Below are 26,605 nucleotides of genomic sequence, written 5' to 3'. Positions count from 1 at the left end.
GGGGAGGGTAAGCGTTACTCGTCCGCGCGGACGCGGATCCGCCTCGAGTCGAATCGGAACCGTTGTGGGGTCACCGACGGAGTGACACCCATGTACGATTGCATCGTCGTCGGTGGCGGCGTCGCCGGGTTGTCGGCCGGCCTGTTCACCGCCCGCGCCGAGCTCGATACGCTCGTCGTCTCGGCCGGAGAGTCGATCCTCGCCCGGAACGCGAGTCTGGAGAACTACCCCGGACTGCCGGCCGGGTTCGACGCGCGACGCTACCTGTCGATCGTTCGCGACCAGGCAGAAGCGACGGGCTGTACAGTCGTCGACGATCGGATCGAGAGTGTGGGCCTCACAGGCGAAACCGCCGGCGACCAGGATCGAGTCGTTCGGCTCGCGGGGGTCGACGACGACTACGAAGCCCGTCGGGTCGTCGCGGCTTCCTGGCCAGACAGCGAGTACCTCGTCGGGACCGAGGTCGAGCGAATCCAGCGCGGGAGCAAGTACGTCGTGTCGGTCGGTCGAGCCGGGCGGACGGCCGTCGACGGAATCTACGCGGCGGGCCGAATCGCCGACACGCCCCATCAGGCGATCGTCGCCGCCGGCCACGGCGCCACAGTCGGCCTGGCGGTGGTCCAGGACAGCGACACACCGTTCTATCACGACTGGGTCGCACCACAGGGATACTTTACCGGACGGGACCGCAACGTGCCGCCCGCCTGTGACGAGATCGAGGCCGACGAACGGCTGGCTCACGACGAGCGAGCGCGGACACGGTTAGCCCAGGATCTCGAGGAACCGTTCGACGACGAACCGACACAACATCCACGCGTCGCCGACGAATAACTGAGTAAAACCCGCACGCGTCGTGGGCGAATACCTGGCCAATCACTCACGCTCCGTCGACGTGTGATGGTCACCGTTTCGTTGCCAGTCGCGAAGCGCACACGACGGGTGGCGTTTCTTCCTGCCGGGCGCCGTCTACGGTGCATGGCAATCGTTGCGATCACCGGTGGCACCGGCAACGTCGGGCGACAGGCACTCGGTGCACTCGACGAGCACGAGACGACGATACTGGCCCGCAGCGATGCCGACGACATCGACGTCGTCACCCTCGACGTAACCGATCGGGACCGGTTCGTCGACGTCCTCGACGGGCACGACACGCTCGTACATCTGGCGGCGAACCCGTCACCGTGGGCCTCGTGGGACGAGGTGCTCGACGCGAACGTCGACGGAACGTACAACGCCTATCACGCCGCCGTCGAGAACGACCTCGACCGCGTCGTCTTCGCGAGTACGAACCACACGATGCACATGTACAACGCCGCCGACACGGCCGAGCCCGAGTCGCTCGTCGAACAGCCTCGCCCCGTGTTTCCCGACGACCCCCCACGCCCCGACTCACCGTACGGCATCAGCAAGGTCGCGGGCGAAGCCATCGGGACGTACTTCGCGGATCGCCACGGCCTGACGGTCGTCAACCTGCGCATCGGCTGGTTGCTGAACGACGAGTCGCTTCGTGAGACCCAGTCCGAGGACGACGACCACGCCAGGTTCGCCCGCGCGATGTACCTCAGTCCGCGAGACTGCCGCGATGCCCTTCGTAAATCCGTCACTCACAGCATCGAGGAGTCGCCGCTGACCTGTCACGTCGTCTCCGCGAACGACGAACGATACTTCTCGATCGTCGAGGCCCAGACGGAGCTCGGCTATCGACCGCGGGACAATGCAAGGCAGGTTCTCGACAGTGGGACATCGACTGAACAGGAGTAGATCCCAGGAGGCCACGACACGGGAGTCAGTGGTCAACGTTTAACCCGCCACGGCCGCATTCGTCGGATACCACATGCCGCAGCTCGAAGACGTGAACGTCGTACTCGGGGTGACTGGGTCGATCGCGGCCGTGAAGACGGTCGAACTGGCCCACGAGCTACGCCGCCGTGGCGCTTCTGTCAAGGCAGTGATGAGCGAGAGTGCGAGTGGGATCGTCCATCCCAACGCTGTCGGCTACGCAACCGGAAACGAGGCTGTCACCGAGCTTTCCTGGCGGGTCGAGCACGTCGAACTGTGCGGTCGCGACGGGTGGGCCGACGTCCTCCTGATTGCCCCGGCGACGGCCAACACCGTCGGGAAGCTTGCCGCCGCCATCGACGACACACCCGTCACGACGACGGCGACGACGGCGCTCGGCGCCGACGTTCCGGTCGTCGTCGCACCGGCGATGCACGAACCGATGTACGACCACCCGGGCGTGCTCGCGTCCTTAGAGCGGATCGAATCGTGGGGCGTCGATCTCGTCGATCCCCGGATCGAGGAGGAGAAAGCGAAGATCGCGACCGAGGACGCGATCTGTACGGCCGTCGCACGGGCGACGGGCGAGACACCGCTCGCAGGGGAGCACGTCGTCGTCACGGCCGGGGCGACTGCCGAGGCGATCGACCCCGTCAGAGTTCTCACGAACCGCTCGTCCGGACGGATGGGGCGGGCTGTCGCTCGCGCCTGTTACGTTCGCGGCGCGGACGTCACGCTGATCCACGGACCGATCGGCCCCCACTCGGTCGAAAAGCCAGCGAACTCGCACGACGAGACGCTACCCGACGCCGACGTGATCAGTGTCGAAACGACTGCCGAGATGATCGAGGCAACCCGATCGGCCTGCGAGACGGCGAGCGTCCTCGTCTCCGCAGCGGCGCTGGCAGATTACACGACCGACGAACGGGACGGGAAGATCCGATCGGGCACCGAGCGCGAACTGACGCTCGAACCGACGGCCAAACTCATCGATACAGTCAGGGCAGATCGGCCGGATCTGCCCATCGTCGGCTTCAAGACCGAGACGAGTGGCGACGAGCAAGCCATGATCGACGCCGCGCGAGACGTGCTCGACCGGGTCGGCCTCGCCTTCGTCGTCGCGAACGACGCCAGCGTGATGGGCGAAGACGAAACCAGCGCGTTGCTCGTTCACGCAGGCGACGTCGCCTCGTTTACCGGAACGAAGGCCGATCTGGCCGAGGAGATTGCACGCTCACTCGGGCAAGTCGTCTAAACTGCGCCGGCGCCAGCGATCAGTCAGGAAGGTTAAATAGAACGCGTTCGTGCCAACGAGTGACCGGATCCATGGCCGACAGGGATCCAGTACGCCTACCAATTCCAGTATGCTGCCCGATCACGCACCCACAGACCATCTATCGAAAGGCGAGGTATTCGAGGTGTTGCGTAACCAGCGACGGCGATTCGTCCTCCAGTATTTAAAACAGGACGACCGACCGGTCGAACTCGGAGACCTGGCTCAGCAGGTTGCCGCCTGGGAGTACGAAACGACGCTCGACGGCGTCACGCCCGAACAACGAAAGCGCGTCTACACCACGCTCCAGCAGACGCACTTGCCGAAGATGGACGAGTCGGGAATTCTCCTATTCGACTCCGACGCGGGGGTGATCGAGGCCACCGATCGAACCCGAGATATCAGCGTCTATCTGGAAATCGTCCCGGGACACGAGTTCGCCTGGCGAGAACTGTACCTCTCACTCGGAGCCATCAGTTGCGCACTGGTCGCGGCGCTGTGGGGTGGCGTCTACCCCTTCACGATCGTCCCGACACTGGGCTGGACAGCATTACTCGCGCTCGTCTTTACGGCGACTGCAGCCGTCCACATCTACCACGAACGGACGATGCGCCTGGGCTACGGGAACCACCCGCCCGAGCTCTCCTATCGGGACGAGACGTGAGCGCGAGCCGATAAGCGATCCGACGGACGGTCGACCGGGAAGCCAATCCTTTGAGCCGAGAGAATTCCCAACAATATTTTGATGTATATTCACTCTATCCGAGGCATTCGACATTCGTCAGGTTTTACTCCGCGTCGGCCCCACCAGCGACATGGATCAACTGGAACGGTCGCTTCGTGAGGCGCCGATCGTCGAGAAAGACGACGGCTACCAGTACTTCGTCCACCCGATCAGTGACGGCGTCCCAAAACTCGACCCCGGACTCCTTCGAGAGATCGTCATCAGGATCATCCGGAAAGCACATCTCGAAGAAGTCGACCGCATCGTCACCCCCGCTGCGATGGGAATCCACATCTCGACCGCCGTCTCACTCATGACGGACATACCACTCACGGTCATCAGAAAGCGTGAGTACGGCCTCGAAGGAGAGGTCGCCATCGCCCAACAGACTGGGTACTCCGAGAACGAGATGTACATCAACGACGTCCACGAAGGCGAGCGAGTCCTCGTTCTGGACGACGTCCTTTCGACCGGCGGGACGCTGGCGTCCGTCATCGACGCGCTGAACGAAATCGGCGCCGAGGTCGTCGACTCCGTCGCCGTCATCAAGAAAGTCGGCGGAGCGAACGAGGTCGAAGACAGCGGCCACCACGTCAAGACGCTCGTCAACGTCGACGTGGTCGACGGCGAAGTCGTCATCGTCGACGCGAACGGCGACGACTGACACCCTGTTCCGCGAGGGGACTATCCCGCCAGTTACGGCGGGAAGGAGTCACTGCAGCAGTTCGGTCGACTCGGTCGCGGCGTCACGTTCTTCGTGGAGATGGCACGCGGACTGATGGTCCCCAGCATGCTCGGTCGTTGCCGGTTGCTTCTTTGCACACGGCGAGATAAACGTCGTCTCGAGCAACTCGCGCGCCGCCTCCGGCTCTTCCGAGACGAGGTGTGAGAGGACCGTCTCGAACTGTTCTTCGGCCCGTTCGGATGCCAGCGGTGCATCGAGATCGAACTCGGTTCGGAGACGAGCCTTCAGGTCGGCGTCTGCCACTGCCTCCGTCTCACCCTCGGCAGCGAGTTGTTTTCGAACCGTCTCTATATCGATCGCGTCCGACAGCACCTGCTCACGGAAGGTAATTAGGTTCCGCCAGCTCGATTGCTCCAGGTCGAGGTCCGCCGGCTGTAGCACGCGATGACACCGCGTGTGGAATCGACAGCCGGATGGGGGATTCGACGGATCCGGGACCGTCCCGTGTAGCTCGATCTTGTCCATCGCCGCTCGGGGATCCGGCTGCGGAATCGACGAGAGCAACGCCTCGGTGTAGGGATGTTGCGGATTCTCGAACACCGTCTCGGTCGGTCCCAGCTCGACGATCTCGCCGAGGTACATGACCGCGACGCGGTCACTCACCTCCTGGATGACAGACATGTCGTGGCTGATGAACAGGAGCGAAAGGTCGAACTCCGTCTGCAGTTCGTCGAGCAACGACAGAATCTCCGCTTTGATCGACACGTCGAGCGCCGAGACAGGTTCGTCTGCGATGATCAGGTCCGGATTCAACACGAGCGCGCGAGCGAGCCCCAAACGCTGCTTCTGGCCGCCCGAAAACTCGTGCGGATAGCGATCGTAATCGTCTCGTTCGAGGCCGACTCGATCGATCAAGTTCTCGACGATGCGACGACGACGTTCGCGATCAGCCATCCCGTGAACCTGCAACATCTCACCGATGGCGTCGCCGACTGGCATCCGCGGATCGAAACTCGACGACGGGTCCTGGAAGATCATCTGGGCCTTCCGCCGGAACGACTTCAGTTCGCCACGATCGAACTCGGTGACGTCGGTCGTTCTAGAGGCAGACCCATCGTGGCCCGCCCCGAGTGAGCCGTTGTAAATGACCTCACCGTCGGTCGGCTCTTCGAGCCGGATAATCGACCGTGCAGCAGTCGACTTCCCACAGCCCGATTCTCCGACGAGACCGACGGTCTCCCCACGTCGGATATCGAAGCTAATCCCGTCGACAGCCCGCGCGGCACCGACTTGCCGGTTGAAGAAACCCTTTCGGATCGGGTAGTGCTTTTTGAGATTCTTGACGGACAGCAGTGGTTGCTCAGTCATCGCTTGGACTCACCTCGCCTGAAGAAGTACCAGTCTCCGGTATGTCGTACTCGACCACCGCTCGATCGTACCCCTCCTGATAGTAAAGACACGAGACGGCGTGACCGGAACCGATGTCGACCTCTCTCGGCTGCTCACCAACGCGACAGGCGTCCATGGCGTGCTCGCACCGGTCGGCGAACCGACAGCCGTTCGGTGGGTCGATGACCGACGGGAGTGAGCCGGGAATCCCACCCCCAGTCGCGTTTCGTCCCGGGAGACAATCGAGTAGTTTCTGCGTGTACGGGTGTGATGGATTGTCGAAGATGTCGTAAACATCGCCGCGCTCCATTACCTTTCCCGCGTACATCACGACGACCCGATCGGCGATCTGGGCGACGACGCCGAGGTCGTGCGTCACGAACAGAATCCCCATGCCGAACTCGTCCTGGAGTTCGTCCAGCAGGTTGAGGATCTCACTCTGGACGGTGACGTCTAATGCCGTCGTCGGCTCGTCAGCGATCAAGAGATCCGGATCCGCGACCAGTGCCATGGCGATCATGACGCGCTGTTTCTGTCCGCCCGAGAACTCGTGGGGATAGTCGTCGAACCGCGAACTGGCGTTCGCGATCCCGACGCGATCGAGGAGGTCGACAGCCTTCGATCGAGCGTCTGCCTTCGAAAGGTCCGTGTGAACCTGCAACGCCTCGACGATCTGCCAGCCCACCGTGTAACAATGGTTCATCGCATCCTGCGGGTTCTGGAAGATGTGCGAGATGTTGTTTCCTCTGATCGAGCGCAGCTGCTCTTCGGTCATTTCGAGCAGTTCCTCACCCTGGAACCGCACCGAGCCGTCGACGTGGCCGGGCGGCGTACTGATGAGGCGGGTGACCGATTCGGTGGCGACCGTCTTTCCGGACCCCGACTCGCCGACGATACAGACGGTTTCACCCGCGTCGACGCTGAAGTCGATTCCGTCGACGGCGACGACTTCGCCTTGTTCTGTGCTGAACGTCGTTTCGAGGCCTTCGACCTCGAGAAGTGGCGTCTCTGCCGTCATTATTCTGACTCGGCCTCCGCCTGCGGATTGAGTGCGTCTAGCAGTGCGTCACCGAGGAAGTTGAACGCCAATATCGTCAGGAAGAGGACGATACCTGGCGCGAGGACGATCCACGGCGCGAAGTCCAGTTCCGATCGGCCGGACGCGATGAGTTGCCCCCAGGAGGCAATACTCGGATCGCCGAGACCCAGGTACGACAACTGGGCTTCCGCGAGGAGGAAACCGGGGATGAGCAGCGTCAGGTTGGTGATGATGCTGCTCGCCGTATTCGGGACGACGTGTCGCCTGACCACCTGAAACGTGTTCGCCCCGCTGATCCTGACAGCGTCGATGTACTCCTCTTCGGAGATCGACAACGCCTTACTCCGCACGTACCGGGCCGTTCCGCCCCAGGCGAAGATCGAGAAGACGATGATGAATGTCGTCAGGTTTGCGCCGAACGCGTACAAGATCAACAAGAAGAATAACAGCGTCGGGAACGACAGGACGATATCGACGACACGCATGAGGATCTCGTCGACCCAGCCACCCGCGTAGGCGCTGACGGTGCCGACCGAGATACCGATCGCGGCGACGATCGTCGTCGTGATGAACGCGATCTTCATACTGATCGTCATCCCGTAGACGATCATGGTGAACACGCCCTTGCCGCTGCGAGTCGTTCCGAGCGGATACTCCCAGGTACCGTGACACATCCCCCCGGAGACCTCGCCGACACAGCTCGGGACGTTTCCCTCGGCCATCGTGGCGAAGACCGGCGGCTGGTGGCCGTGCATAATACTGGCCTCGGGTGCTTTCATGAGGAGCGGACCAAATATCCCCCCGAGGAAGACGATCCCGAGCCAGATCAGGCTGACCACGGCCGGCCGGTTTCGCCTGAATTCGCGCCAGTAGTACATCGTCATGCGCAGGTTCTGAAACAGCGGCAGGACGATGTAGAACAGAAAGAGGAGGATCGTGAAGATGAAGAAGTAATCGATCATCTCGAACGTCACGTCCCATCCAATCGCATCGAACGTTGGCGTTCGTTCGGGCTGGATCTCCATATCGTACACGTAGAGCATGGTCAACACAATCGACGAGATGACCATCCCGATCGTATTGATCGACGGAACGATGCTCTCCGAGTCGGAGACGGCATCCCAGTCGACCTGATCGAATCGTTCGTTACGTTCTAGTTCCATAGTATCTCTGTAATATTGTCTTGTTATCTGTCATCGAAGCTGATTCGCGGATCGACGATGGTGAAGACGAGGTCCTCGAGCAGGTTCCCAACCACGGCGATGAACGTGAAGATCAACGTGGTCCCGAGCAGGAGGTTCGTGTCCTGGGCGATGAGCGCCTGCCAGGTCAGCCTCCCGAGCCCTGGGATGGAGAACACGACCTCGACGAGTAGCGACGCGCCCAGGAACAGTGCCAGCAACTGCCCGACGACCGTCGTCGAGAGCGGCACGAGCGTCGGCCGCATGACGTGATAGGCGTACGCCCGAAACGGCGAGACGCCCTTCGCCTTCGCGGTCTTCATGAAGTCCGAATTCTGGAACTCTGCGGATTCGTTTCTCGAGACGCGCATGATTCCCCCGATGGAGCCCGTCACGAGCACGAACACAGGTAAGATGAGCTGTCTTGCGTTCTCTAAGCTGAAGACAGCCACCGTCGTGTCGTAGGTGACGGGGACGACCCGGAACCACACCCCGAAGATCAGGAGCAGCACGATCCCGAAGAAGAAGTTCGGGATCGCGTACCCGAAGAAGGCGAAGCCGGTTGCTAAGTGGTCCTTCCAGCTGTACATGTTCGCCGCCGAGTAGACGCCGACGAGCGGCCCCAGCACCAGCGTCAGGATCGTCCACGGAATCGAGTACTGCGCTGTGTAGTACAGCGAATCCATGACGGCCTCCGTCACTGGCTGGCTCCGCGAGTCGGACCAACCCCAATCCAGCGTAAAGACGTTCTCCACGAAGTCCATGTACCGGACGTGCAACGGCTGATCGAGTCCTCGTAGTTCCCGTGCTCGTTCCGCCGCTTCCGCCGGATTGCCACCCTCGAGCGCTGCTTGCGTGGCAGCCTGTTGAACCGTCGGGTCCGGCGATGCGGATAGCAACAGAAACGTAATCGTCACGATGATCCACGAAACGATGCCCGCCCAGAACACACGCGCGGTTATGTATGACCCAAGTCCCATAAATTACTCAAATATGCTGTGTGTCTCCGTGACCGTTACTCGTCGAAGTACCAGGCGGGGAAGTCCCACCCATTCATGAAGTTCTCGGCCGGCCCCTCGAGCGAGGCGTTGTACCCCATCGTGTCGTCCCCGAACGTCAGCATTAGGTAGGGCTGTTCCTCGGCGAGGTTGACGAACAGTTCGTTCATCGCCTCCTGAATCTCTTCAGTGCTCGTAGCCTGCCGGGCCTGCTCGAAGATCGACTCGACGTCGAACTCGGGGTAGTACCCAACCGGGTTGTACATGGTGTCAGCCCCATCGAAGAAGACCTGGTTGGTGAGCGGGTTCATCGGATAGGTGTTGAGGCCGTAGATCGACGACATGTCCCAGCTCTCCGAACTCGTGAACGAACGCGGCCCGGGGTTAGTCGGGAACTGGTTCTCCCACGTAACCTCCTCGCCGTTGACGGTGTCGGTCATCTCCTCCTCGCTCGGGTCCGCCGGCGGTTCGGCGCTCCAGAGGTCCGTGTCGAACCGCATCGCGTCCATCGGGTTCAGTTCGAGGTCGATCCCGAGTTTCTCGTCGTATTCGCCCTGCATGTACTCGCCCAGGACCTGTTGGGTCTCACTGGAGGCGTTGATACAGAGTTCGATGACGACCTGATTACCGTCCGGGTCGACGAGTCTGTCGTCCTGATAGGCGTAGTCGTACTCCGACTGCGGGAGCGCCTCCTCGATGAGACCACGCGCGTACTCCGCCGTCGATGTGTCCTCGGTTCCAAGCTTCGTGATGCCCTCCTCACCCGGGTAGAAGTTCGACCATTCTGGCTGCCAGGTGTAGTGGGGTTCGGCGAAGCCGCGGTAGACGCCCTCGATGAGTTCGTTCTTGTTGAGTGCGGTGGTGAGCGCCTGGCGGAACTCTTTGTACCGGAAGAGATTGCCAGGGCCGGTCTGCCAGCCGTTGTCCCGCATGTTCACCGAGATGATACTGTTGTACGGGGTCGGCACTTCGTAGACGGTAACGTTGTCCACCTCACTCCGGAACTTCTGTACGCGGGTCGGGGGAATCGCGGCGACGTCCGACTCTCCGGTCTCGAGTGCATTGAGGCGCGACGACTCCTCCTCGATGATGTCGATTTCGGCGCCCTCGAAGTACGGCGCGTTTTCCATCAACCTGTTTTCGAACTCGACGTTCTGGAGATAGTAGTCCTCGTTGCGACTGTACCGCGTCCCCGCGCTGCGTTCCCACTCGTCCATGGTGAACGCACCGAGGTTACCCGTAAATTGCAACTCGATGAGTTCCTCGTCCTGCTGGAGTCCCTCCGTGTCCTCCTCCTCGACGTACGGCTGGAGGAGATCCTTGGGAATCGGATACAGCAGCGGGTCGTAGGACTCTGGCCAAAGGATCTGGGAGGTTTCGAGCGTCGCCTGGAACTGGTACTCGCCGGTCTGTTCGACCTCGACGCCAGTCCAGGACGTCGCGGCGGCCGAGTTCGCCCAGCTACTCTGGTGAATCTCCTGAATGAGGTAGACGAAATCTTCGGCCGTAACCGATCCGTACGGATCACTGAATTCGAGGTCCTCACGGACGTCGAAGGTCCACACCTCACCGTCTTCCGACGACATGTCGTACAGCAGTGGAACCAGTTCGTTGTTGTGATCGAACGTGTATCCCTGATCGAGCGCGTAGCCGATCGCCGTCCCGGCGTTTGACTCAGTGTTGTAGATCGGGTTTAGCGTCGTAAACGATGAGGCGTTGATGGCCGAGTACGTCCCCGAAACCTCGGGCGGTTCCTCGAGGTCACCCAGGTTCGAACTTTTGTCGCCATCACCGTCCCCTCCACCACCCATCGAACAGCCGGCCAACGCTGCGGCGCCACCAACGCCGAGTGCAGCGAGCCATTGCCGTCGATTAATTCGTGGATTAGCACCATTGCTTGCCATACTTCCTCGTGGCATGGCCTACCAGATTCAATGACACGTCTTAAACCTTGTGGGACGAAGACACGATACATAGCCACATTGCACAACCCCCGGCCGAATCACCCGTTTAAACCCTCACTCGTCGATTATCGGCGAATTCATCAACATTCCTATAGCTGTCGAGGACGGCACAAATGTAACAGCCGAACGACCAGTAATGGATCGTGTCGAGCCTGCTAACTAAGGGTTACGACAAAATACGTCACCATACCAGTCTGGCAATCACTTTTCCCCATTGCGTTCGGTCGTCGCTATGCAACACCATCTCGTGGGTAAAACTGCGCCACCGTTCGACTTTCAGCAGTATCTCGCCGGAATGTCACGATCGAATTGAACACCCCCAAAAGCCCGCTCGCTTCGCTCGCAGAACCTCGATATCGTTCAAACTACCACGGCTGAATCTGACTGCTCGCGAGTTTGCTCGCAGTCAAGAAGTAGCGGGAGGTAGATTTGAACTACCGATCTGCGGGTTATGAGCCCGCCGGAATCTCCTGGCTATCCCATCCCGCTGACTCATGGTACCCGAGTACGACAGTTAAGGGTTGTGATTCGGGTGCCGTATGTGGGTTTGTGTCTCGATCGCTCCGCGTGTACGGACGGGCCGTCAATAAAAGTGGAGCAGGGCTGTTTGAGAAAGTACTAACAGATACTCACGGTGAATTGCACAGAGCCTCGACGACTGCTCACACCCAGCAAGGAAAACGACTCGATCGTTGGCTGAAGAGAACGGCGGGTCAGGCAGCAGCTTCGACGACCGCAATCTCGTCGGCGTCGTAGTGTTCGACGTCCAGAAAGTGCGGAATGTACGATCTCAGTTCGTACGCCTCGCGCTCGTCTTCGGTCCCGACAGTACACCAGAGCTGGACGCGGTCGGGGCCGTGCCACTCACCCATGCGGTTGATCCCGAAACAGACCACCTCCTCGCCGTCGATCGAGAGCACGGCGTCCTTCCTGATCTCGGGGTCGCCGTGGATGATGAGTTGCTTCATAGTCGATCCGTCACAGTGACAAACCGTAAGCGCTTCGGAGTGAGGGAGCACCGGTCCCCCGATGGCGTCGCGAGTCGCACGGCGAACCAAACGGGTTTTAAGCGGGGGTGTCCAACTGCCGGTAAGTGAGACCGCTATGCAGATGCCACGCAGATTCAACACCTATTGTCCGCACTGCAACGAACACCACGAACACGAAGTCGAGAAGGTCCGGACCGGCCGCTCGACGGGAATGAAGAAGGTCGCCGACCGACAGCGTCGTCGCCAGACCTCCACGATCGGGAACTCCGGGAAGTTCTCGAAGGTCCCCAGTGGGAACAAGCCCACGAAGAAGACCGACCTCAAATACCGCTGTGGCGAGTGCGGCAAGGCCCACCTCCGAGAGGGATGGCGCGCCGGCCGACTCGAATTCCAGGAGTGATTTCCATGGCAGGAACATTCTACCGTGTCCGATGTGAGGATTGTGAGAACGAACAGATCGTCTTCGGCAAGGCCTCGACCGACGTCGCCTGCGCCGTCTGCGGAACGACGCTCGCTCGGCCGACCGGGGGCAAGGCCTCGATCGACCACGAGATCGTCGAACCAGTCGAGTCACGATGAAGTACAGCGGCTGGCCCGAATCGGGAGAGCTCGTCGTCGGGAAGATCGACGAGATCGAAGACTTCGGCGTGTTCGTCGACCTGCAGGAGTACGAGGACAAACGTGGCCTCGCTCACATCTCCGAGGTCGCGAGCGGCTGGATCAAGAACGTCCGCGACCACGTCAGCGAAGGCCAGATCGCCGTCTGTAAGGTACTCGACGTCGACGAAGACGCCCAGCAGATCGACCTCTCGATCAAGGACGTCAACGACCACCAGCGCTCCGAGAAGATCCAAGAGTGGAAGAACGAACAGAAGGCGGACAACTGGATGGAACTCGCCTTCGGTGAGGACATCGACGGCGACGCCTACACCGCCATCGCGAACGACCTCCTGTCGGTCCACCCGACGCTCTACGAGGCGTTCAAGGAGTCGGCGATCCACGGCGCCGAGGCGATCGACGGCAGCGGGCTGAACGACGACGATATCGAAGCGATCGTCGACACCGCACGCGAGAACGTCTCCGTCCCCTACGTCAACGTCACCGGCTACGTCGACCTCGAGAACCCAACCGCCTCCGGCGTCGACGGCGTCAGGTCGGCGCTTTCCGCCGGCGAAGGAAACGGCGAGGTACCGGACGAAGTCGACCTCGACGTCACCTACGTCGGTGCGCCCGAGTACCGGATTCAGGTGCAGGCGCCGAACTACAAGACCGCCGAAGCAGAGCTCGAAGCGAGCGCCCAGCGAGCGATCACCGCCATCGAGAACGAAGGCGGCACCGGATCGTTCCACCGAGAGCGTCACACCGACGACGAATAACCCCCGAAATCGCCCCCTTTTACCCGTGAAATCCGACATCCGTATCTGTCATCGCTCGACGCACGATCGGCCAGTCTACTCACTGACAGAGACGTGTCCCAGTTGTGGTGCCGACACCGTCAACTCCGCCCCAGCACCCTTCTCCCCCGACGATCCATCCGGCAAGTACCGACGCGCACTTAAGCGGCGCCACCGGTCGTAGGGTATGGACGAACTCGATATCGACGTCGTCGCAGACGTCGAACTCGACGACCCGGTACTGATCGAAGGGCTTCCCGGCGTCGGCCACGTCGGATCCCTCGTTGCCGAACATCTGCTCGAAGAGTTCGAGGCCGAATCGACACTCGTCCGTCGCATCTACTCCACGGCGTTTCCACCGCAGGTTGCCGTCGAGGACGGTGTCGCCTCGCTTACCTGCACGGAAGTCTACGCCGTCACGGGAACCGGCGGCGAAGATCTGCTCGTGTTCACCGGCGACCACCAGGCGCAACACGGTGACGGTCACTACGCGCTCGCCGAAGCGTTCCTCGACGTCGCTGAGTCGTTCGACGTGAGCCAGTGCTACGCCCTCGGCGGCGTTCCGACCGGCGAACTCATCGAATCGTACGACGTCATCGGTGCAGTCACGGACGAGTCGATGATCGACGACCTCGAAGACGCCGGCGTCGAGTTCCGCGAGGACGAGCCCGCCGGCGGCATCGTCGGCGTGTCCGGCCTGCTTCTCGGGTTGGGTGTCCGACGCGGGGTCGATGCAGCGTGTCTGATGGGAGAGACGAGTGGCTACCTCGTCGATCCGAAGAGTGCAAGAGCCGTCCTATCGGTGCTCGAAACCCGCCTCGGATTCGACGTCGAGTACGACTCGCTCGACGAGCGTGCCGAGGAGATGGAAGCCGTCATGGGCAAGATTCGGGAGATGGAGTCACAGGCGTCGATGGACGTCCCGAGCGACGACGACCTGCGATACATCGGCTAGTCGAGCAAAGAACCACTATACTCCGGCGCACCGATTCGCTCGCCACCTACGCTTCTTTCACTTCGTACGGGACGTCGCCATCACGAAGTTCGTCGGTGACGCGCCCGACCACGTCCGTCGTCGCCGCCACGATCACGTCGAGGCCGCGCTCTGCCCCCGCACTCGCGACCGAGCCGGCACCGACGGAGACGGCAGGTTCGACCCCGTTCGATTCCAGTGCGACCACTGCCTCGACACCGCTGGCGACGACGAGATCTGCGGCTTCGATGGCGGCCTCCCTCGACGAGAGATCGGCCGCGTCAGCGCCGCCAGCACGGACAGGCGGGATCTGGATGACTGTCACCGTGCCGGGTTCGAGATCGATGACGCCCTCCCACTCGGCGACGCCGACATCGCCACCGGCAGCGGCGTCGGTCGTCGCGACGGCAGTCGCGTCGCCATCGTCGGTCGGAGTTGCGTGAATGTAGCCCTCACGCATCGTGAGTGAGACGGTCTCGCCTTCCGTGACGTCGTCAGTCGCGATCGCCGCCGCTTCGTTCATCGCCCCAAGAAGATCCTCGGTGACGTGGTCGGCGAATCGGCGGACGCCTTCTGCCGTCCGGAAGAGCCAGTCGACGCCTTCGTTCGTCACGCGATAGCGCGATCGCGCTTCCTTCTCGACGAAGCCCTCGTCGACGAGTTCACGGATGTACTCGCTGACGGCCTGGCTCGTCACACCCACCTCGTCGGCGATCTCGCTCTGGCTCACGGCCGGCTGGCGCTCGGCGATCTCGACGAGGATACGAAGGCGGGTGGCGACCCGTTTGTTGTCGAGGACGTCGACCATACCAGCCCATGCGAGGGGAGACGCAAAAAGATCGGTGATCCACCGGAGAGACGCAGATTCGACGGGAAGGCGGTCAGTCGATCCGGCGAATGCGTCTCACTCACGGATCACTCGGTCGGTCGCTTGCGAGAGAGGACCGTCCGATCGAACTCGCAGACGACCTCGTCGTCCTGATTGGAGACGGTGACGTGCATCGTAACGACGCCGCGCTCACCATCGGACGTCTCTCGTTTGTCGGTCACCGTCGACGAGACGGAGATCGTATCGCCGTGGAACACCGGCTTCGGATGTTCGACGTTGTCGTAGGAGAGGTTCGCGACGATCGTCCCGTCGGTGGTCTCCGGAATCGTGATGCCGACGGCGAGCGCCATCGTGTAGAGTCCGTTGACGAGTCGCTCGCCGAAATCCGTCTCGGCGGCAAACTCGGCGTCCAGGTGCAACGGTTGCTGATTCATCGTCATATCGCAAAAGCGCTGGTTGTCACTTTCCGAGATCGTCCGACGACGCTCGTGTTCGATGGTCTCACCCTCCTCGAACTCCTCGTAGTACAGACCTGTCATACGTGATCGATCGTTTCCGCCGGGGCAAAAACGAACCGAAGCGCCGTCGCGTCAGTTCCCGTTCGCCTCGCGGAACGCATCACGACCGCCGACGACCGGGAGCTAAAGCGCGATCACACGAAAACGACTTGTCGCCTCGATCGATTGGTGACCGACTCGCCACGGATGTCGGCGGGTGATCCACTGGACGAATCCACACGTTCAACACCACGGTCGGACAACGACCGGACATGGTTCGACGTTCGATCATGTTCACCCCGGGAGACCGCCCTGAAATGCTGCGCAAGGCGCCCGACGCGGGCGCCGACGTGATCGTCTTCGATCTCGAGGACGCGGTCGCCCCGGCCCGGAAAGCCGAGGCGCGCGACGCGATCGCAGCCGTCCTCGACGACCCGTCGTTCGACCCCGACGCCGAAGTGTGCGTCCGGGTAAACAGCACACAGACGGCGTGGCAGGCCGATCTGGAGGCCCTCCTCGACGGGGACGCCGACACACCGGATTCCATCATGGTTCCCAAGGCCGACTCGCCGGCAACGCTTCGCTCGATCGCGGGAGCGATCTCGGAGTACGGCGAGTCACTCCCGCTACTCGCGCTGCTCGAAAGCGCACGGGGCATCCTCAACGCGGCCGAGATTGCCGGCGTCGAGACCGTCGACGCACTGGTATTCGGGTCGGAAGACCTCGCGGCCGACCTGGGCGCGACGACGACCCCGTCGCTCTCGGAACTCACGTACGCCCGCCAGCGTGTGGTCCTCGCCGCTGCAGCCCACCAGACAGACGCCATCGACACGATGGTGACCGACTTTTCCGACGAGGAGCAACTGATCGCGTCGGCGGAAACGGCCGTCCAGTACGGCTTCGACGGAAAACTGGCCATACACCCGTCGCAGGTCGACCCCATCAACGAGGCGTTCACCCCGGACGAGGCCCAGCGGGAGTGGGCGCGAGCCGTTCTCGACGCGAAAGTCGAGGCCGAGGCGGCGGGACGCGGGGTGTTCGAGGTCGACGGCGAAATGATCGACGCGCCGCTGATCGCGAAGGCAGAGCGCATCGCCGACCAGTCGAACGCAGCCGGAGTCTGGGACTGAGTTCGCAGGCAGACGCCGACGATGGGCAGTTCGACGACAGCCACCTACATCCGCTCCTGATCGGTCGAGCCGTGTTCCGTGACTGTGCAAGAATTACGCCGTTGCTTCGTTTGATACTCGTTGGCACAGTAGTGCCAGTATGAGCCCGACCACGCCGTACGAGAACTTCCGATCCCAGCTTCGGAGCGCTGTGGCCCACGTCGAGGTCGACGACGGGTTGTTCGATCGGCTGTCACACCCGGAGCGCGTCCTCGAGACGAACCTGACGATCGAACGCGACGACGGGACGCTCGATCGATTCCGGGCGTATCGCTCGCAGTTCAACGGCGACCGCGGCCCGTACAAGGGCGGGATCAGATACCACCCGGACGTGGATCGCGACGAGGTGATCGCGCTCTCGGGCTGGATGACCTACAAGTGCGCGATCGTCGACATTCCGTTCGGCGGCGGTAAAGGTGGGATCGAGCTCGACCCGGCCGACTACTCGACGGCCGAACGCGAACGCCTGACCCGAGCGTATGCGACGGAACTGCGCCCGCTCGTCGGTGAAGATCGAGACGTCCCGGCACCGGACGTCAACACCGGCCCGCGCGAGATGAACTGGTTCAAAGACACTTACGAGACGCTCGAGGGCACGACCGCACCCGGCGTCGTCACTGGCAAATCGATCGAGAGCGGCGGCAGCGCCGGCCGGGTTGCGGCGACCGGCCGCTCGACGGTGCTGGCCGCGCGCGAGGCATTTTCTCACCTCGGGCGATCGCTCGCCGACGCGACCGTCGCAGTGCAGGGCTACGGCAACGCTGGCTGGATCGCGGCCCGGCTACTCGACGAACGCGGCGCAACCGTCGTGGCCGTGAGCGACTCCGACGGGGCGGTCGTCGACCGTGACGGCCTCGATCCAATCGACGTAAAACGGCACAAAGACGAGACCGGTAGCGTCTGTCACTACCCCGGTGCAGATACGCGAACGAACGACGAGCTGCTCACCCTCGACGTCGATCTCCTGATCCCCGCCGGGCTCGAAAACGCCATCGACGCGGACCTGGCCGGCGACGTCGCGGCCGACGTCATTTCCGAGGCAGCGAACGGGCCGATCACGCCGGCGGCCAACGACGTGCTGGTCGAAAACGACGTCTTTGTCGTGCCGGACATCCTCGCCAACGCGGGCGGGGTCGTCGTCTCGTACTACGAGTGGGTCCAGAACCGACAGCGCACTTCCTGGAGCGAGTCGCGGGTGAACGAATCGCTCGAAACGCATATCGTCGACGCCTTCGACGAACTCACCGCGACGATGGCGGAACACGAGCTCGACGATCCGCGGACGGCCGCGTACGTCGTCGCGCTCGAACGCGTCGCCACCGCGGCCGAACAGCGCGGGTGGTGATACCTTGCCGGCGAGCTACCCGGCCGAAAATACAGAGGTCGCCACACCGATCACGACGAGTGTCGCGCCATACCGCCCCAATACAGAACTGCGATCGTCGGTCGACAGCCGACGGAGATGGACTGCTTACAGGCCGAGTTCGCGGCCGATGACCAGATGCTGGATCTCGCTCGTTCCCTCGCCGATCTCCATGAGCTTGGCGTCGCGGTAGAACCGCTGTGGGGCGAAGTCGGTGGTGTAGCCGTAGCCGCCGAGCACCTGGACGGCCTCCTCGGCGACCTCGCGGGCCGCCTCCGAGGCGTCGAGCTTCGCGAGTGCGGACGCTTTGGTGACCGGTTTGCCCTCGTCGTAGCGGTGAGCCGCCTTGTGGGTCAGCAAGCGGGCTCGCTCGGTCTTTCGGTACATATCGACTAACTTGTCGCGAATCGCGTCGAAATCGCTGATCGGCTGCCCGAACTGCTCGCGCTGGCCGGCGTACTCCTTCGCGTGTCCGTACGCGCCCTGTGCGAGGCCGGTCGAGAGGGCGGCGATGGAGATCCGGCCGCCGTCTAAGGTCTTCTTCGTCTGGTCCCAGCCGTCGCCTTCCTCCCCGAGCAGGCGGTCCTCCGGGACGCGGACCGAGTCCAGTGAAAGTTCACACGTCGGCGAGGCGTTCAGGCCCATCTTGTCCCAGACGGTGGTCACTTCGAAACCGTCGTCCGCCTCAGGGTCGACGATGAACGTCGAGATGCCGTCGTAGCCGGCGCCAGGGTCAGTGACTGCTTTCACGAGGACGGAGCCCGCCTCGGAGGCGTTCGTGATGAACTGCTTCGTGCCGTCGATGACCCACTCGTCACCGTCCTTCTCGGCGGTCGTGTTCATGTCGGAGGCGTCGGAGCCGCTGCCGGGTTCGGTCAGTGCCCAGCCCCCGAGGTACTCGCCCTCCGCGAGCGGACGGAGCCAGCGTTCTTTCTGTTCGGCGGTACCGAAGAGTTCGAGCGGCTTGGAGGCCAGCGAGGTGTGTGCGACGTATGAGAGTCCCACCGAGCCCGAGACGCGGCCGAGTTCCTCCGCGACGACGGCGTACATGAGCGTATCGCCGCCGAGTCCGCCGTACTCGTCGGTGATCGGCACGCCCATCACGTCCAGGTCTGCCAGCTGGTCGAAGATTTCGGCGGGGAAACGGTGTTCGTCCTCGATCTCCTGGGCGATCGGTTCGAGTTCGGCCTCACAGAAGTCCCGCACCGTCTTGCGGATCATCCGGTGCTCCTCGGGCAGCTCGAAGTTCATATTGCAACAATTGCCGACCCCTGAGATAAACGCTCCGAACGCGGCTGGGCGTTGTATCGACGACGGACCAGGTTCGTGACTCACTAACTGTGATTGGGACGAGCCGAGTGCGGTCCGTCGTTACGAAATCAACACTCGTCGTCGCAGTCCGGTTCGGGCACAGATCACTAACCGTCGTCCCGCTCTCGGTCGTCGTCACGATAGCCCCATCCGTCGTCGCGATCCCGTTCGTCGGTGCGGCCCGATTCGTCGCCGCGATACCCCCAGTCGTCGGACGTGTCCCAGCTCTCGTCGGACTCGTCAGTTCGATCCGGCTCGGTTTCGTCGCTTGTAGCCGACCACGAGTCGGACGAGTCGCGGGACGACGGCCCAGCCCAGTCCTCGCCGTCGTCCCACTCCTCCCATCCGGAGTCTGATCGAGTGGTGTCGCGCCGGTCCGGGATCAGATCCAGCGTCGAGTCCGTCGCCCCCAGTACGAGGAGGGCGTAGTAGCGGACGTAGACGACGAGCGGCATCCGAATCGCGGCAGTGAGGAGTAAAAACGTGACGAGGCCCACGATAGCGAGGACGATCAACGACGGGATCGCGAGCGGGCCGAGGAAGAACGCGACGACGACGAGAACCACGAACGGGATCGCGACGACGAACCCGACGGCGGCAGTGACGATCCCCACGGCGATCGCGCCGACGAAGTCCACCAGCGTCACCAGGACGAGGTAGACGACGTACTCGCCGACGTTCGAACGAAGCGGTTGCAAGAACCGGCCCCACCCGGCCCGAACACCGCTGTCAGTCCGCAGCATGACCGGGACGACGAACTCCGTCGTCAGCCGCATCACGATCCAGTAGACGAGCCCGACGACGAGCGCCAGTACGATCAGGCCACCGAGCGTCGAAAGCGACGCTCGCTGGATCGGGTCGATCGGCTGACTCGGGTCGATGGGACGCAACTGGAGGGCAGCAGGGATCGCAACAATCGCAAGCGCCAGTACAGTCAGCGCGATCCTGAACGCGAACAGCGAGAGGCCTTTCCTCCCGTGTGCCCGAACGCCAGCCCGGATCTCGACGGGGCCCGATCGGAGTGCCTCGATCAACACGAATTCCAGCAACGACCCGATCAGCGTGAAGACCAGCCACACACCGAGGAGCAGCGCCGCCACAGCGATGGCGAGCGTAACCAGTTCACCGTCGGAAAACGGGTTCTCGAACGGCATCGGCTCGGTCGACCCGTCCACGACTGGCGCCGGTGACGGTTCGGCGGCCGGCGTCGTCGGCGGCGTCACCATCAGACCCGAGACGAACACGACCACGACGGCGAGTTTGAGCCACTGTCTGGCGTCGACAGGTGTGAGATAGTCTCGCGTCACGGCGATCGCGTCGCCGAGAGCCGATACAGCGTGCATGTACCCGATCGTTTCATCCCGGAGACCTAAAAGACTCGCAACGGTAACCCATGCGTCAGCATCTGGTCTCCCGTTCGGGTACAAGTCAAACCAGTCTCGAACGTGGCCGCGAAAGTTGAGCCACCGACCTCCCAGGAAGTGTGAGATGGTCGAAAACCATCGCGGCGGTTGTCACGTCACCTTTGTAAATACGTTCGAACACAGTCCGAATATTTGCATGATAAGACGCTGCTTTGGGCCCCACACCCGGGCGATCACGCGACAACGTTGAGTCGTCGCAACTGCAACCACTCGTACCCGATTCGATCGCGGCCGAATCCTTATACGAACAGTGCCCATAGTAGCAGGTGAAATGGCGAGTTCCTCGAGTAATGGACCCGTCCACGAGGCAGAAATCAGGTTGTGGCCCGAAGAGGAGTGGTGGATAGCAAAGGACGTCGAAACGGGCGTCACGACACAGGGTTCGTCCCGCCGGATTGCACTCGATAACTTAGACGATGCGGTTGCACTCCACGACGGGGATCGCGGCCGAAAACCGACCGATGACGAGCTGCGGGAACTCGGAATCGATCCCACAGCGAACGAAACTGGCAACCAGACACCGCCAGACGTCCTCGAGTAGGATGGGCCGTCGCACGTTTTCCGGTCGAGAAGTTGTGACAGTCCTGGTCAATACCGGTGGATTCGAGTGGCGCCGGACGACGGGCGACCATGCGCAATTGTACTACGAGCATCCGACCAACGACGCTGACCGACGGTGGGTAACGGTTCCGCTACACGACGAACTTCGCACCGGGACACTCAGAGAGATCGCGGACAGTGCCGGCGCCAATGAGTTCGACGCGTTCTGTTCGTGGATCGACCGAAACGCGTAGCGAGTATATTTTGTCGGCATGAGGACCATTGCATGCCTTCGGATGGCCACTCACCTATGCAGCAGCGTCGCGCCGGGACGATTATACCATCGGAGCGCCAACGTGCCAGCGGATGGACATCCGCCAGCTGGCTCGTGGCACTGTCGCCTGGGATCGACTGGAGCGCGTCGCCAGTTCCATCGCCGAGCGATACGGCCGCGAGGAAGTTCGCGTCGAGTTTCTGGCGGCCGACAACTGGCTCTCGACCCCGTGCGTGATCGACGACGAGTGGTTCGTGAAGATCGTCTCCACCCAGAACACGCGGGTCCACTCGCTACTGACGGCCGGGCGAAACGCCGGGGCGATCACCACCGGAACCAGCGGCTTCTTCGACCGGTTCGACTCGCCGCTCGAGATGGTCGAACACGAGTACGAGGCGACAAATCGTATCCGAGAGATCGGCTGTCACGCGCCGGAACCGATGGACGCGTTCGAGGTGAACGGGCTCGGCGTGCTCGTCCTCGAGTATCTCCCGTCGTTCGAATCACTCGACGAGCTCACGGACGAGTCCGTTCGCGATATCGCTCCCGACCTGTTCGAGACGCTCGCGACGATGCACCAGCACGGACTCGCCCACGGCGACCTCCGCGCGGAGAACCTCCTCGTGGCCGACGGCGACCTCTACGTCATCGATGCGACGCGCGTCAGGGAGGGGCGCGAGCGGGTGACCCGCGGCTACGATCTCGCCTGTGCCCTCGCCGTCCTCGAACCTCGACTCGGGGCCCGTGACGCCGTGGCAATCGCGGCCAGTCACTACGGTGGCGAAGACCTGCTTGCCGCACGTGAGTTCCTCGATTTCGTCCGGCTGCGTCCCGACCACGAATTCGACAGCACGGTCCTTCGCGGTGAACTCGAGAAAGTCGCCGACCTGGACGGAACGTGACGGCCCGTGTCGACGGGCGAGCCGACTTCGACCTCGGCCTCGGTCCGCCGGCCGGATAGCAGGGTTTTTCATGCCGCTTGGCGAAATTTTGCCTGAACATGAGTCAACAGGCCGATACAGACGCCTACGGCCACTACATCGGTGGCGAGTGGACCGAAGGCACAGGCAGTGAAACGTTCGACAGTCAGAACCCGGCGACAGGCGAATCGATCGCCACGTTCCACCGCGGGACCGAGGACGACGTCGACGCCGCGCTCGCCGCGGCCGACGACGCGTTCGACGAGTGGCGCGAACTCTCCTACATCGACCGCGCCGAGTACCTCTGGGACATCTACCACGAGATGCGCGATCGAACCGACGAACTCGGAGAGATCGTCACCAAAGAGTGTGGCAAGGAGATCAGCGAGGGCAAAGCCGACGTCGTCGAGGCCTACCACATGGTCGAGTGGGCCGCCGCGAACGCCCGCCACCCACACGGCGACGTCGTCCCCTCGGAGGTCGGCGCGAAGGACGCCTACATGCGCCGCAAGCCCCGCGGCGTGATCGGCTGCATCACCCCGTGGAACTTCCCGGTCGCCATCCCGTTCTGGCACATGGCCCTCGCGCTGGTCGAGGGTAACACCGTCGTCTGGAAGCCCGCCGAGCAGACCCCGTGGTGCGGCCAGGTCATCGCCGAGATGATGGAAGACGCCGGCCTCCCCGAGGGCGTCTTCAACATGGTCCAGGGCTACGGCGACGCCGGCGCGGCGATCACCGACGACGAGCGCGTCGACACCGTGCTCTTCACCGGCTCCGCCGAGGTCGGCCACGAGATCGCCGGCAAGGTCGGCGGCGAACCCGGCAAGCTCGCTGCCTGTGAGATGGGCGGAAAGAACGGCATCGTGATCACCGAAGAGGCCGATCTCGACATCGCCGTTCACGCCGCGATCATGTCCTCGTTCAAGACGACCGGCCAGCGCTGTGTCTCATCCGAGCGCCTCATCGTCCACGAGGACGTCTACGACGAGTTCAAGGAACGCTACGTCGAGACGGCGAAGCAGGTCTCCGTCGACGACCCGCTCGACGAGAACACCTTCATGGGCCCGGCGATCGAGCCGGGACACGTCGAGAAGATTCAGCGCCACAACGAACTCGCCGTCGAGGAAGGCGCCGAAGTGCTCGTCGACCGCTTCGAACTCGAGGACGACGAGATTCCCGAGGGTCACGAGGACGGCAACTGGGTCGGCCCGTTCGTCTACGAGATCGACTACGATCCCGACCTTCGCTGCATCAAAGAGGAGTGTTTCGGCCCGCACGTCGCCCTGATGAAGTACTCGGGTGATATCGAGCGTGCCCTCGAGATCCACAACGACACGCCCTACGGCCTGGCCGGCGCCATCATCTCCGAGGACTACCGCCAAATCAACTACTTCCGCGACCACGCCGACCTCGGCCTCGCCTACGCCAACCTGCCGTGTATCGGTGCCGAGATCCAGTTGCCTTTCGGCGGCGTCAAGAAGTCCGGAAACGGCTACCCGAGCGCCCGCGAGGCCATCGAGGCCGTCACGGAGCGCACCGCCTGGACGCTGAACAACTCGAAGGAGATCGAGATGGCCCAAGGTCTCTCCGCGGACATCAAGACCGAAGACGACTAACTCACGAACACGCCGTTTTCACGCGTTTTTTCGACTCGTCGTGCGTTTTCTCGCCTCGGTGAGCGCCGGTGTCCAAGAAGAGTGCGGCACAAGCAACCCTGGACGTCACTAGATAATCGAGAATTACGTCGACGAACGAGCGGGTGTACCCGACCTCACGAACCACGCCACGCCGGAGAGACGACCCGGCTGCCGGCGTGGCCGGGTCGTGGGGCAGGCGTGGGTCCTGGCGGTGGCGACCGAGCGGATGTACCGATATCGACGTGAAAAGCGCCGGATACCGGCAGGTAACCCAACGTTAGCTATCACCAAAAGTGTCCCGGTCGGTACCCGTTCGGCGATATCACCGCCTGTGTCGTTGGATGACGGTACACAGGGAATCTGACAAACGACCAGAGAAGAGGTCTCGCCTTGGGCGCGGACCACTACGCGCCTCACCGATTCGTAGTCGTCGATTCACACCGTGTCCCGTCGATCAGCGAGCGCCGGGAAGTTCTCACGAACGGTAGAAACCGCAGTCGGATCGAGGTCGGCGACGACGAGTCCGGAATCGTCCCCGGTCGACGCGATCGGTGTCCCCCAGGGGTCGTAGACCGTCGACCGGCCGAGTAACGTCGATCCCTCGATCGACCCGGCGCCGTTGACCGCACCGAGGTACAGCTGGTTCTCGATGGCACGTGATCGAGTGAGCGTCTGCCAGTGTTCGACGCGGGGATACGGCCAGGCACTGGGAACGAGGACGAGCGTCGCCCCCTGATCGACCAGTTGGCGGTAGAGTTCGGGAAATCTGAGGTCGTAGCACGTGGTCACGCCGATGGTAAACGGGCCGATCTCGGCGACATCGACGGCATCGCCGGGAACGAGCAGGTCGCTCTCCGCCGACTCGTATCCGAAGAGGTGGTGCTTTCGGTAGACGAGACGACGCTGGCCGTCGGCATCGAACAGCATCGCCGTGTTTGCCAGACCCGACGGTGCAGGCGTCTGCACGCTCTCTGTCGCCGCGAGATCCTCGACGATCGTTCCTGCCAGGACGGCGACGTCGTTGGTGGCTGCAGCGTCGGCGACGAGTCGGGCCGTTTCGCCCTCCACCGGCTCGCTCGCCCGCTCGTAGGCGTCGAAGGCGAAGTAGCCGACCGAGAACAGTTCGGGGAGCGCGACGAGGTCGGCACCGCGAGCCGCTGCCTGCTCGATCAGTTCGATCGCTTGCGCTCGATTGTCGGCGACGGCCCCCGCGTCGGGGTGTGTCTGTGCCAGCGCGAGCCGGAACGAGCCGTCGGTCACGCCGATCCCTCCGTCGACTCCCGTTCGAACGCCCGGTCGGCCGCCTGGCGAAGGTTCTCGAGTTCGTCGTCTAGCTTTCGAGTGAAGTAGCGTTCGACGCCGGGGAGCCGCCCCTCGACGACGAACTCGCTTCGAAGCTGTGATCCACCGTTTCGGTCGCCAATTTCGTGGCGGCCGGTGACGTCTAGGACCGAGGACTGGCCGACAAACTCCACGTTCGTCGGCGGGTCACGAACCCGATCGTACGTCTCCACGGTGGTCGTCCGATCGAGAAACGGAATCGGCAGTGCGACCTCCCAGGTACAGCGCCGGCCGTCCGCGGAATCGACCGAAAACGATTCGACGACGCTGATCGCCCGAGCCCGGTTCGCCGGATCGGCGATGAACGCCCAGAGCTGTGCGGGTTCGACGTCGAACTCGTCGGTCCGTTCGACCCGTACGGTCATGGCCTCACTGGGCACGCGGTAGCTAAAAAGTCGGCGACCGGCAACTGCAGGGCAGTCAGGTCGATCAACTGATCGTGACGCGCCAGGTGGTCGAGCGCGCACGTCCCCACTTCTCGATGTCGACATCCTCTGACTTCTCGGAGAGTTCCGGAAGTCGGGCACCGACCTGCTTCGAAGAGAGGCCGATCGCACTGGCGATGTTCTTCGCCCGGAAGTACTGTTCACCCCGGGCTGCACTCTCACGAAGATACGAGAGAATCCGCCGGTCTTCGTCGGAGTAGTCGCTCATTCGTTCACCGAAAGTACGCACTCGCGGGCCTTAACTGTTGGCAGGAGGGAGGGCGCTCACCAGAGCTTGTGGGCGGCGACGACTGCCAGACAGCCGAAGATGACGGCTGCGGCGAATCCCCAGGCCGCCAGCTGCTCCGGCGCACCGACTGCCATCACGATCGCACCCAGCACGGCCAGCGCGCCGAAGAGCACCGAAAGTCCGATGCCGCGATCCGTCGAATTCGTTGACGTAGCCATGTTACGCCCTCGTGACGGC

General features: G+C 62.7%; 30 protein-coding genes and 1 tRNA gene. 16 read left to right on the top strand and 15 right to left on the bottom strand.

Annotated elements, in window-relative coordinates; translation table 11 throughout:
• The first annotated feature begins 90 nt into the window (after positions 1-90).
• The 5 genes from HALRU_RS05245 to hpt all read left to right on the top strand — a co-directional run bounded on the left by HALRU_RS05245 (position 91) and on the right by hpt (position 4,440).
• Entirely contained in the window at positions 91-831 is a 741-nt protein-coding gene (locus tag HALRU_RS05245) for an FAD-binding protein (protein ID WP_015300362.1), read from the top strand.
• Positions 832-975: 144 nt separating this feature from the next.
• The gene (locus HALRU_RS05240) at positions 976-1,761 is read left to right on the top strand and encodes an NAD-dependent epimerase/dehydratase family protein (protein ID WP_015300361.1); all 786 of its coding nucleotides are present in this window, start codon (positions 976-978) and stop codon (positions 1,759-1,761) included.
• Positions 1,762-1,834: 73 nt separating this feature from the next.
• On the top strand, positions 1,835-3,034 hold the full coding sequence (coaBC, locus tag HALRU_RS05235) for a bifunctional phosphopantothenoylcysteine decarboxylase/phosphopantothenate--cysteine ligase CoaBC (protein ID WP_015300360.1): 1,200 nt from the start codon (positions 1,835-1,837) through the stop codon (positions 3,032-3,034).
• A 109-nt stretch (positions 3,035-3,143) separates the two neighbouring features.
• Positions 3,144-3,716 (top strand): DUF7344 domain-containing protein, encoded by a 573-nt coding sequence (locus HALRU_RS05230; RefSeq protein WP_015300359.1) that lies wholly within the window; start codon positions 3,144-3,146, stop codon positions 3,714-3,716.
• Positions 3,717-3,867: 151 nt separating this feature from the next.
• Positions 3,868-4,440 (top strand): hypoxanthine/guanine phosphoribosyltransferase, encoded by a 573-nt coding sequence (gene hpt / locus HALRU_RS05225; protein ID WP_015300358.1) that lies wholly within the window; start codon positions 3,868-3,870, stop codon positions 4,438-4,440.
• A 48-nt stretch (positions 4,441-4,488) separates the two neighbouring features.
• Here the strand turns inward: hpt and HALRU_RS05220 are convergent, their stop codons facing one another.
• From HALRU_RS05220 to HALRU_RS05190, 7 genes are all read right to left on the bottom strand, one after another.
• Entirely contained in the window at positions 4,489-5,829 is a 1,341-nt protein-coding gene (locus tag HALRU_RS05220; protein WP_015300357.1) for an ABC transporter ATP-binding protein, read from the bottom strand.
• Positions 5,822-6,868: an ABC transporter ATP-binding protein gene (locus HALRU_RS05215; protein ID WP_015300356.1), complete on the bottom strand. Its 1,047-nt coding sequence runs from the start codon at positions 6,866-6,868 to the stop codon at positions 5,822-5,824. Before HALRU_RS05215 ends, HALRU_RS05220 begins: the two co-directional genes overlap by 8 nt.
• Entirely contained in the window at positions 6,868-8,052 is a 1,185-nt protein-coding gene (locus HALRU_RS05210) for an ABC transporter permease (RefSeq protein WP_015300355.1), read from the bottom strand. Before HALRU_RS05210 ends, HALRU_RS05215 begins: the two co-directional genes overlap by 1 nt.
• A gap of 23 nt (positions 8,053-8,075) precedes the next feature.
• A complete protein-coding gene (locus tag HALRU_RS05205; RefSeq protein ID WP_015300354.1) occupies positions 8,076-9,050 on the bottom strand; it encodes an ABC transporter permease in 975 nt (324 codons plus the stop codon).
• 35 nt (positions 9,051-9,085) lie between these two features.
• Complete coding sequence (locus tag HALRU_RS05200; RefSeq protein WP_015300353.1) at positions 9,086-10,987, bottom strand: ABC transporter substrate-binding protein; 1,902 nt, start codon at positions 10,985-10,987, stop codon at positions 9,086-9,088.
• Positions 10,988-11,446: 459 nt separating this feature from the next.
• A tRNA-Met gene (locus tag HALRU_RS05195) sits at positions 11,447-11,521 on the bottom strand.
• A gap of 224 nt (positions 11,522-11,745) precedes the next feature.
• Positions 11,746-12,000, bottom strand: coding sequence for an HAH_0734 family protein (locus HALRU_RS05190; RefSeq protein ID WP_015300352.1), 255 nt, complete (start codon positions 11,998-12,000; stop codon positions 11,746-11,748).
• A gap of 136 nt (positions 12,001-12,136) precedes the next feature.
• On the opposite strand from HALRU_RS05190, the gene HALRU_RS05185 reads away from it, so the two are divergent.
• The 5 genes from HALRU_RS05185 to HALRU_RS05165 are packed head-to-tail and all read left to right on the top strand — an operon-like array spanning position 12,137 to position 14,370.
• Positions 12,137-12,421 carry a 50S ribosomal protein L44e gene (locus HALRU_RS05185; RefSeq protein ID WP_007697694.1) on the top strand — a complete coding sequence of 95 codons (285 nt, stop codon included), beginning with the start codon at positions 12,137-12,139 and terminating at the stop codon, positions 12,419-12,421.
• 5 nt (positions 12,422-12,426) lie between these two features.
• A complete protein-coding gene (locus tag HALRU_RS05180; protein WP_007697697.1) occupies positions 12,427-12,600 on the top strand; it encodes a 30S ribosomal protein S27e in 174 nt (57 codons plus the stop codon).
• A complete protein-coding gene (locus tag HALRU_RS05175; protein WP_015300351.1) occupies positions 12,597-13,397 on the top strand; it encodes a translation initiation factor IF-2 subunit alpha in 801 nt (266 codons plus the stop codon). The genes HALRU_RS05180 and HALRU_RS05175 overlap by 4 nt, the downstream gene beginning before the upstream one ends.
• Before the next feature lie 25 nt (positions 13,398-13,422).
• Positions 13,423-13,599, top strand: coding sequence for an RNA-protein complex protein Nop10 (locus HALRU_RS05170; protein ID WP_015300350.1), 177 nt, complete (start codon positions 13,423-13,425; stop codon positions 13,597-13,599).
• A 3-nt stretch (positions 13,600-13,602) separates the two neighbouring features.
• Positions 13,603-14,370: a proteasome assembly chaperone family protein gene (locus tag HALRU_RS05165; protein WP_015300349.1), complete on the top strand. Its 768-nt coding sequence runs from the start codon at positions 13,603-13,605 to the stop codon at positions 14,368-14,370.
• Positions 14,371-14,416: 46 nt separating this feature from the next.
• On the opposite strand, the gene HALRU_RS05160 is transcribed toward HALRU_RS05165, so the two are convergent.
• Together HALRU_RS05160 and HALRU_RS05155 are read right to left on the bottom strand one after the other, a co-directional pair.
• Entirely contained in the window at positions 14,417-15,196 is a 780-nt protein-coding gene (locus HALRU_RS05160; RefSeq protein ID WP_015300348.1) for a DUF7839 domain-containing protein, read from the bottom strand.
• A gap of 107 nt (positions 15,197-15,303) precedes the next feature.
• Entirely contained in the window at positions 15,304-15,756 is a 453-nt protein-coding gene (locus HALRU_RS05155; protein ID WP_015300347.1) for a MaoC family dehydratase, read from the bottom strand.
• 230 nt (positions 15,757-15,986) lie between these two features.
• Here HALRU_RS05155 and HALRU_RS05150 point away from each other — a divergent pair, with 230 nt between their 5' ends.
• Together HALRU_RS05150 and HALRU_RS05145 are read left to right on the top strand one after the other, a co-directional pair.
• On the top strand, positions 15,987-16,844 hold the full coding sequence (locus HALRU_RS05150) for an HpcH/HpaI aldolase/citrate lyase family protein (RefSeq protein ID WP_015300346.1): 858 nt from the start codon (positions 15,987-15,989) through the stop codon (positions 16,842-16,844).
• 139 nt (positions 16,845-16,983) lie between these two features.
• On the top strand, positions 16,984-18,228 hold the full coding sequence (locus HALRU_RS05145; protein WP_015300345.1) for a Glu/Leu/Phe/Val family dehydrogenase: 1,245 nt from the start codon (positions 16,984-16,986) through the stop codon (positions 18,226-18,228).
• A gap of 126 nt (positions 18,229-18,354) precedes the next feature.
• Here HALRU_RS05145 and HALRU_RS05140 read toward each other — a convergent pair whose 3' ends face one another.
• Positions 18,355-19,497 (bottom strand): acyl-CoA dehydrogenase family protein, encoded by a 1,143-nt coding sequence (locus HALRU_RS05140; RefSeq protein WP_015300344.1) that lies wholly within the window; start codon positions 19,495-19,497, stop codon positions 18,355-18,357.
• A gap of 167 nt (positions 19,498-19,664) precedes the next feature.
• On the bottom strand, positions 19,665-20,900 hold the full coding sequence (locus tag HALRU_RS05135; RefSeq protein WP_015300343.1) for a DUF7544 domain-containing protein: 1,236 nt from the start codon (positions 20,898-20,900) through the stop codon (positions 19,665-19,667).
• 352 nt (positions 20,901-21,252) lie between these two features.
• Between HALRU_RS05135 and HALRU_RS05130 the strand changes: the two genes are divergently transcribed.
• The 4 genes from HALRU_RS05130 (at position 21,253) to HALRU_RS05115 (ending at position 24,331) form a co-directional block, all read left to right on the top strand.
• Positions 21,253-21,522, top strand: a complete 270-nt coding sequence (locus HALRU_RS05130) for a type II toxin-antitoxin system HicB family antitoxin (protein ID WP_015300342.1) — start codon at positions 21,253-21,255, stop codon at positions 21,520-21,522.
• Between the two features lies 1 nt (position 21,523).
• Positions 21,524-21,775 (top strand): type II toxin-antitoxin system HicA family toxin, encoded by a 252-nt coding sequence (locus HALRU_RS05125; protein WP_015300341.1) that lies wholly within the window; start codon positions 21,524-21,526, stop codon positions 21,773-21,775.
• 112 nt (positions 21,776-21,887) lie between these two features.
• Positions 21,888-22,697: an RIO1 family regulatory kinase/ATPase domain-containing protein gene (locus tag HALRU_RS05120; RefSeq protein ID WP_015300340.1), complete on the top strand. Its 810-nt coding sequence runs from the start codon at positions 21,888-21,890 to the stop codon at positions 22,695-22,697.
• Positions 22,698-22,795: 98 nt separating this feature from the next.
• Positions 22,796-24,331: an aldehyde dehydrogenase family protein gene (locus HALRU_RS05115; RefSeq protein ID WP_015300339.1), complete on the top strand. Its 1,536-nt coding sequence runs from the start codon at positions 22,796-22,798 to the stop codon at positions 24,329-24,331.
• A 456-nt stretch (positions 24,332-24,787) separates the two neighbouring features.
• Here HALRU_RS05115 and HALRU_RS05110 read toward each other — a convergent pair whose 3' ends face one another.
• From HALRU_RS05110 to HALRU_RS05095, 4 genes are all read right to left on the bottom strand, one after another.
• Positions 24,788-25,612, bottom strand: coding sequence for a carbon-nitrogen family hydrolase (locus tag HALRU_RS05110; protein WP_015300338.1), 825 nt, complete (start codon positions 25,610-25,612; stop codon positions 24,788-24,790).
• Entirely contained in the window at positions 25,609-26,058 is a 450-nt protein-coding gene (locus HALRU_RS05105) for an SRPBCC family protein (RefSeq protein ID WP_015300337.1), read from the bottom strand. Before HALRU_RS05105 ends, HALRU_RS05110 begins: the two co-directional genes overlap by 4 nt.
• A 64-nt stretch (positions 26,059-26,122) precedes the next feature.
• Positions 26,123-26,347 carry a DUF7123 family protein gene (locus tag HALRU_RS05100; RefSeq protein WP_007697749.1) on the bottom strand — a complete coding sequence of 75 codons (225 nt, stop codon included), beginning with the start codon at positions 26,345-26,347 and terminating at the stop codon, positions 26,123-26,125.
• Between the two features lie 56 nt (positions 26,348-26,403).
• The gene (locus HALRU_RS05095) at positions 26,404-26,586 is read right to left on the bottom strand and encodes a DUF7525 family protein (RefSeq protein ID WP_015300336.1); all 183 of its coding nucleotides are present in this window, start codon (positions 26,584-26,586) and stop codon (positions 26,404-26,406) included.
• Between the last annotated feature and the right edge of the window lie 19 nt (positions 26,587-26,605).

This window comes from Halovivax ruber XH-70 (genome assembly GCF_000328525.1).
Classification (GTDB): Archaea; Halobacteriota; Halobacteria; order Halobacteriales; family Natrialbaceae; genus Halovivax; species Halovivax ruber.
The sequence above is the reverse complement of the archived record's forward strand: the minus strand, read 5'-3'. Positions and strand labels throughout refer to the sequence as shown.

Excerpts from the sequence above, each read along its gene's own strand:
- HALRU_RS05245 (WP_015300362.1), top strand. The coding sequence starts at position 91 with ATGTACGATTGCATCGTCGTCGGTGGCGGCGTCGCCGGGTTGTCGGCC.
- HALRU_RS05210 (WP_015300355.1), bottom strand. The coding sequence starts at position 8,052 with ATGGAACTAGAACGTAACGAACGATTCGATCAGGTCGACTGGGATGCC.
- HALRU_RS05150 (WP_015300346.1), top strand. The coding sequence starts at position 15,987 with ATGGTTCGACGTTCGATCATGTTCACCCCGGGAGACCGCCCTGAAATG.
- coaBC (WP_015300360.1), top strand. The coding sequence starts at position 1,835 with ATGCCGCAGCTCGAAGACGTGAACGTCGTACTCGGGGTGACTGGGTCG.
- HALRU_RS05140 (WP_015300344.1), bottom strand. The coding sequence starts at position 19,497 with ATGAACTTCGAGCTGCCCGAGGAGCACCGGATGATCCGCAAGACGGTG.
- HALRU_RS05215 (WP_015300356.1), bottom strand. The coding sequence starts at position 6,868 with ATGACGGCAGAGACGCCACTTCTCGAGGTCGAAGGCCTCGAAACGACG.
- HALRU_RS05125 (WP_015300341.1), top strand. The coding sequence starts at position 21,524 with ATGGGCCGTCGCACGTTTTCCGGTCGAGAAGTTGTGACAGTCCTGGTC.
- HALRU_RS05135 (WP_015300343.1), bottom strand. The coding sequence starts at position 20,900 with ATGCACGCTGTATCGGCTCTCGGCGACGCGATCGCCGTGACGCGAGAC.
- HALRU_RS05100 (WP_007697749.1), bottom strand. The coding sequence starts at position 26,347 with ATGAGCGACTACTCCGACGAAGACCGGCGGATTCTCTCGTATCTTCGT.
- HALRU_RS05130 (WP_015300342.1), top strand. The coding sequence starts at position 21,253 with ATGGCGAGTTCCTCGAGTAATGGACCCGTCCACGAGGCAGAAATCAGG.
- HALRU_RS05165 (WP_015300349.1), top strand. The coding sequence starts at position 13,603 with ATGGACGAACTCGATATCGACGTCGTCGCAGACGTCGAACTCGACGAC.
- HALRU_RS05230 (WP_015300359.1), top strand. The coding sequence starts at position 3,144 with ATGCTGCCCGATCACGCACCCACAGACCATCTATCGAAAGGCGAGGTA.
- HALRU_RS05220 (WP_015300357.1), bottom strand. The coding sequence starts at position 5,829 with ATGACTGAGCAACCACTGCTGTCCGTCAAGAATCTCAAAAAGCACTAC.
- HALRU_RS05240 (WP_015300361.1), top strand. The coding sequence starts at position 976 with ATGGCAATCGTTGCGATCACCGGTGGCACCGGCAACGTCGGGCGACAG.
- hpt (WP_015300358.1), top strand. The coding sequence starts at position 3,868 with ATGGATCAACTGGAACGGTCGCTTCGTGAGGCGCCGATCGTCGAGAAA.
- HALRU_RS05105 (WP_015300337.1), bottom strand. The coding sequence starts at position 26,058 with ATGACCGTACGGGTCGAACGGACCGACGAGTTCGACGTCGAACCCGCA.
- HALRU_RS05200 (WP_015300353.1), bottom strand. The coding sequence starts at position 10,987 with ATGCCACGAGGAAGTATGGCAAGCAATGGTGCTAATCCACGAATTAAT.
- HALRU_RS05095 (WP_015300336.1), bottom strand. The coding sequence starts at position 26,586 with ATGGCTACGTCAACGAATTCGACGGATCGCGGCATCGGACTTTCGGTG.
- HALRU_RS05180 (WP_007697697.1), top strand. The coding sequence starts at position 12,427 with ATGGCAGGAACATTCTACCGTGTCCGATGTGAGGATTGTGAGAACGAA.
- HALRU_RS05160 (WP_015300348.1), bottom strand. The coding sequence starts at position 15,196 with ATGGTCGACGTCCTCGACAACAAACGGGTCGCCACCCGCCTTCGTATC.
- HALRU_RS05155 (WP_015300347.1), bottom strand. The coding sequence starts at position 15,756 with ATGACAGGTCTGTACTACGAGGAGTTCGAGGAGGGTGAGACCATCGAA.
- HALRU_RS05120 (WP_015300340.1), top strand. The coding sequence starts at position 21,888 with ATGGACATCCGCCAGCTGGCTCGTGGCACTGTCGCCTGGGATCGACTG.
- HALRU_RS05205 (WP_015300354.1), bottom strand. The coding sequence starts at position 9,050 with ATGGGACTTGGGTCATACATAACCGCGCGTGTGTTCTGGGCGGGCATC.
- HALRU_RS05175 (WP_015300351.1), top strand. The coding sequence starts at position 12,597 with ATGAAGTACAGCGGCTGGCCCGAATCGGGAGAGCTCGTCGTCGGGAAG.
- HALRU_RS05185 (WP_007697694.1), top strand. The coding sequence starts at position 12,137 with ATGCAGATGCCACGCAGATTCAACACCTATTGTCCGCACTGCAACGAA.
- HALRU_RS05145 (WP_015300345.1), top strand. The coding sequence starts at position 16,984 with ATGAGCCCGACCACGCCGTACGAGAACTTCCGATCCCAGCTTCGGAGC.
- HALRU_RS05115 (WP_015300339.1), top strand. The coding sequence starts at position 22,796 with ATGAGTCAACAGGCCGATACAGACGCCTACGGCCACTACATCGGTGGC.
- HALRU_RS05190 (WP_015300352.1), bottom strand. The coding sequence starts at position 12,000 with ATGAAGCAACTCATCATCCACGGCGACCCCGAGATCAGGAAGGACGCC.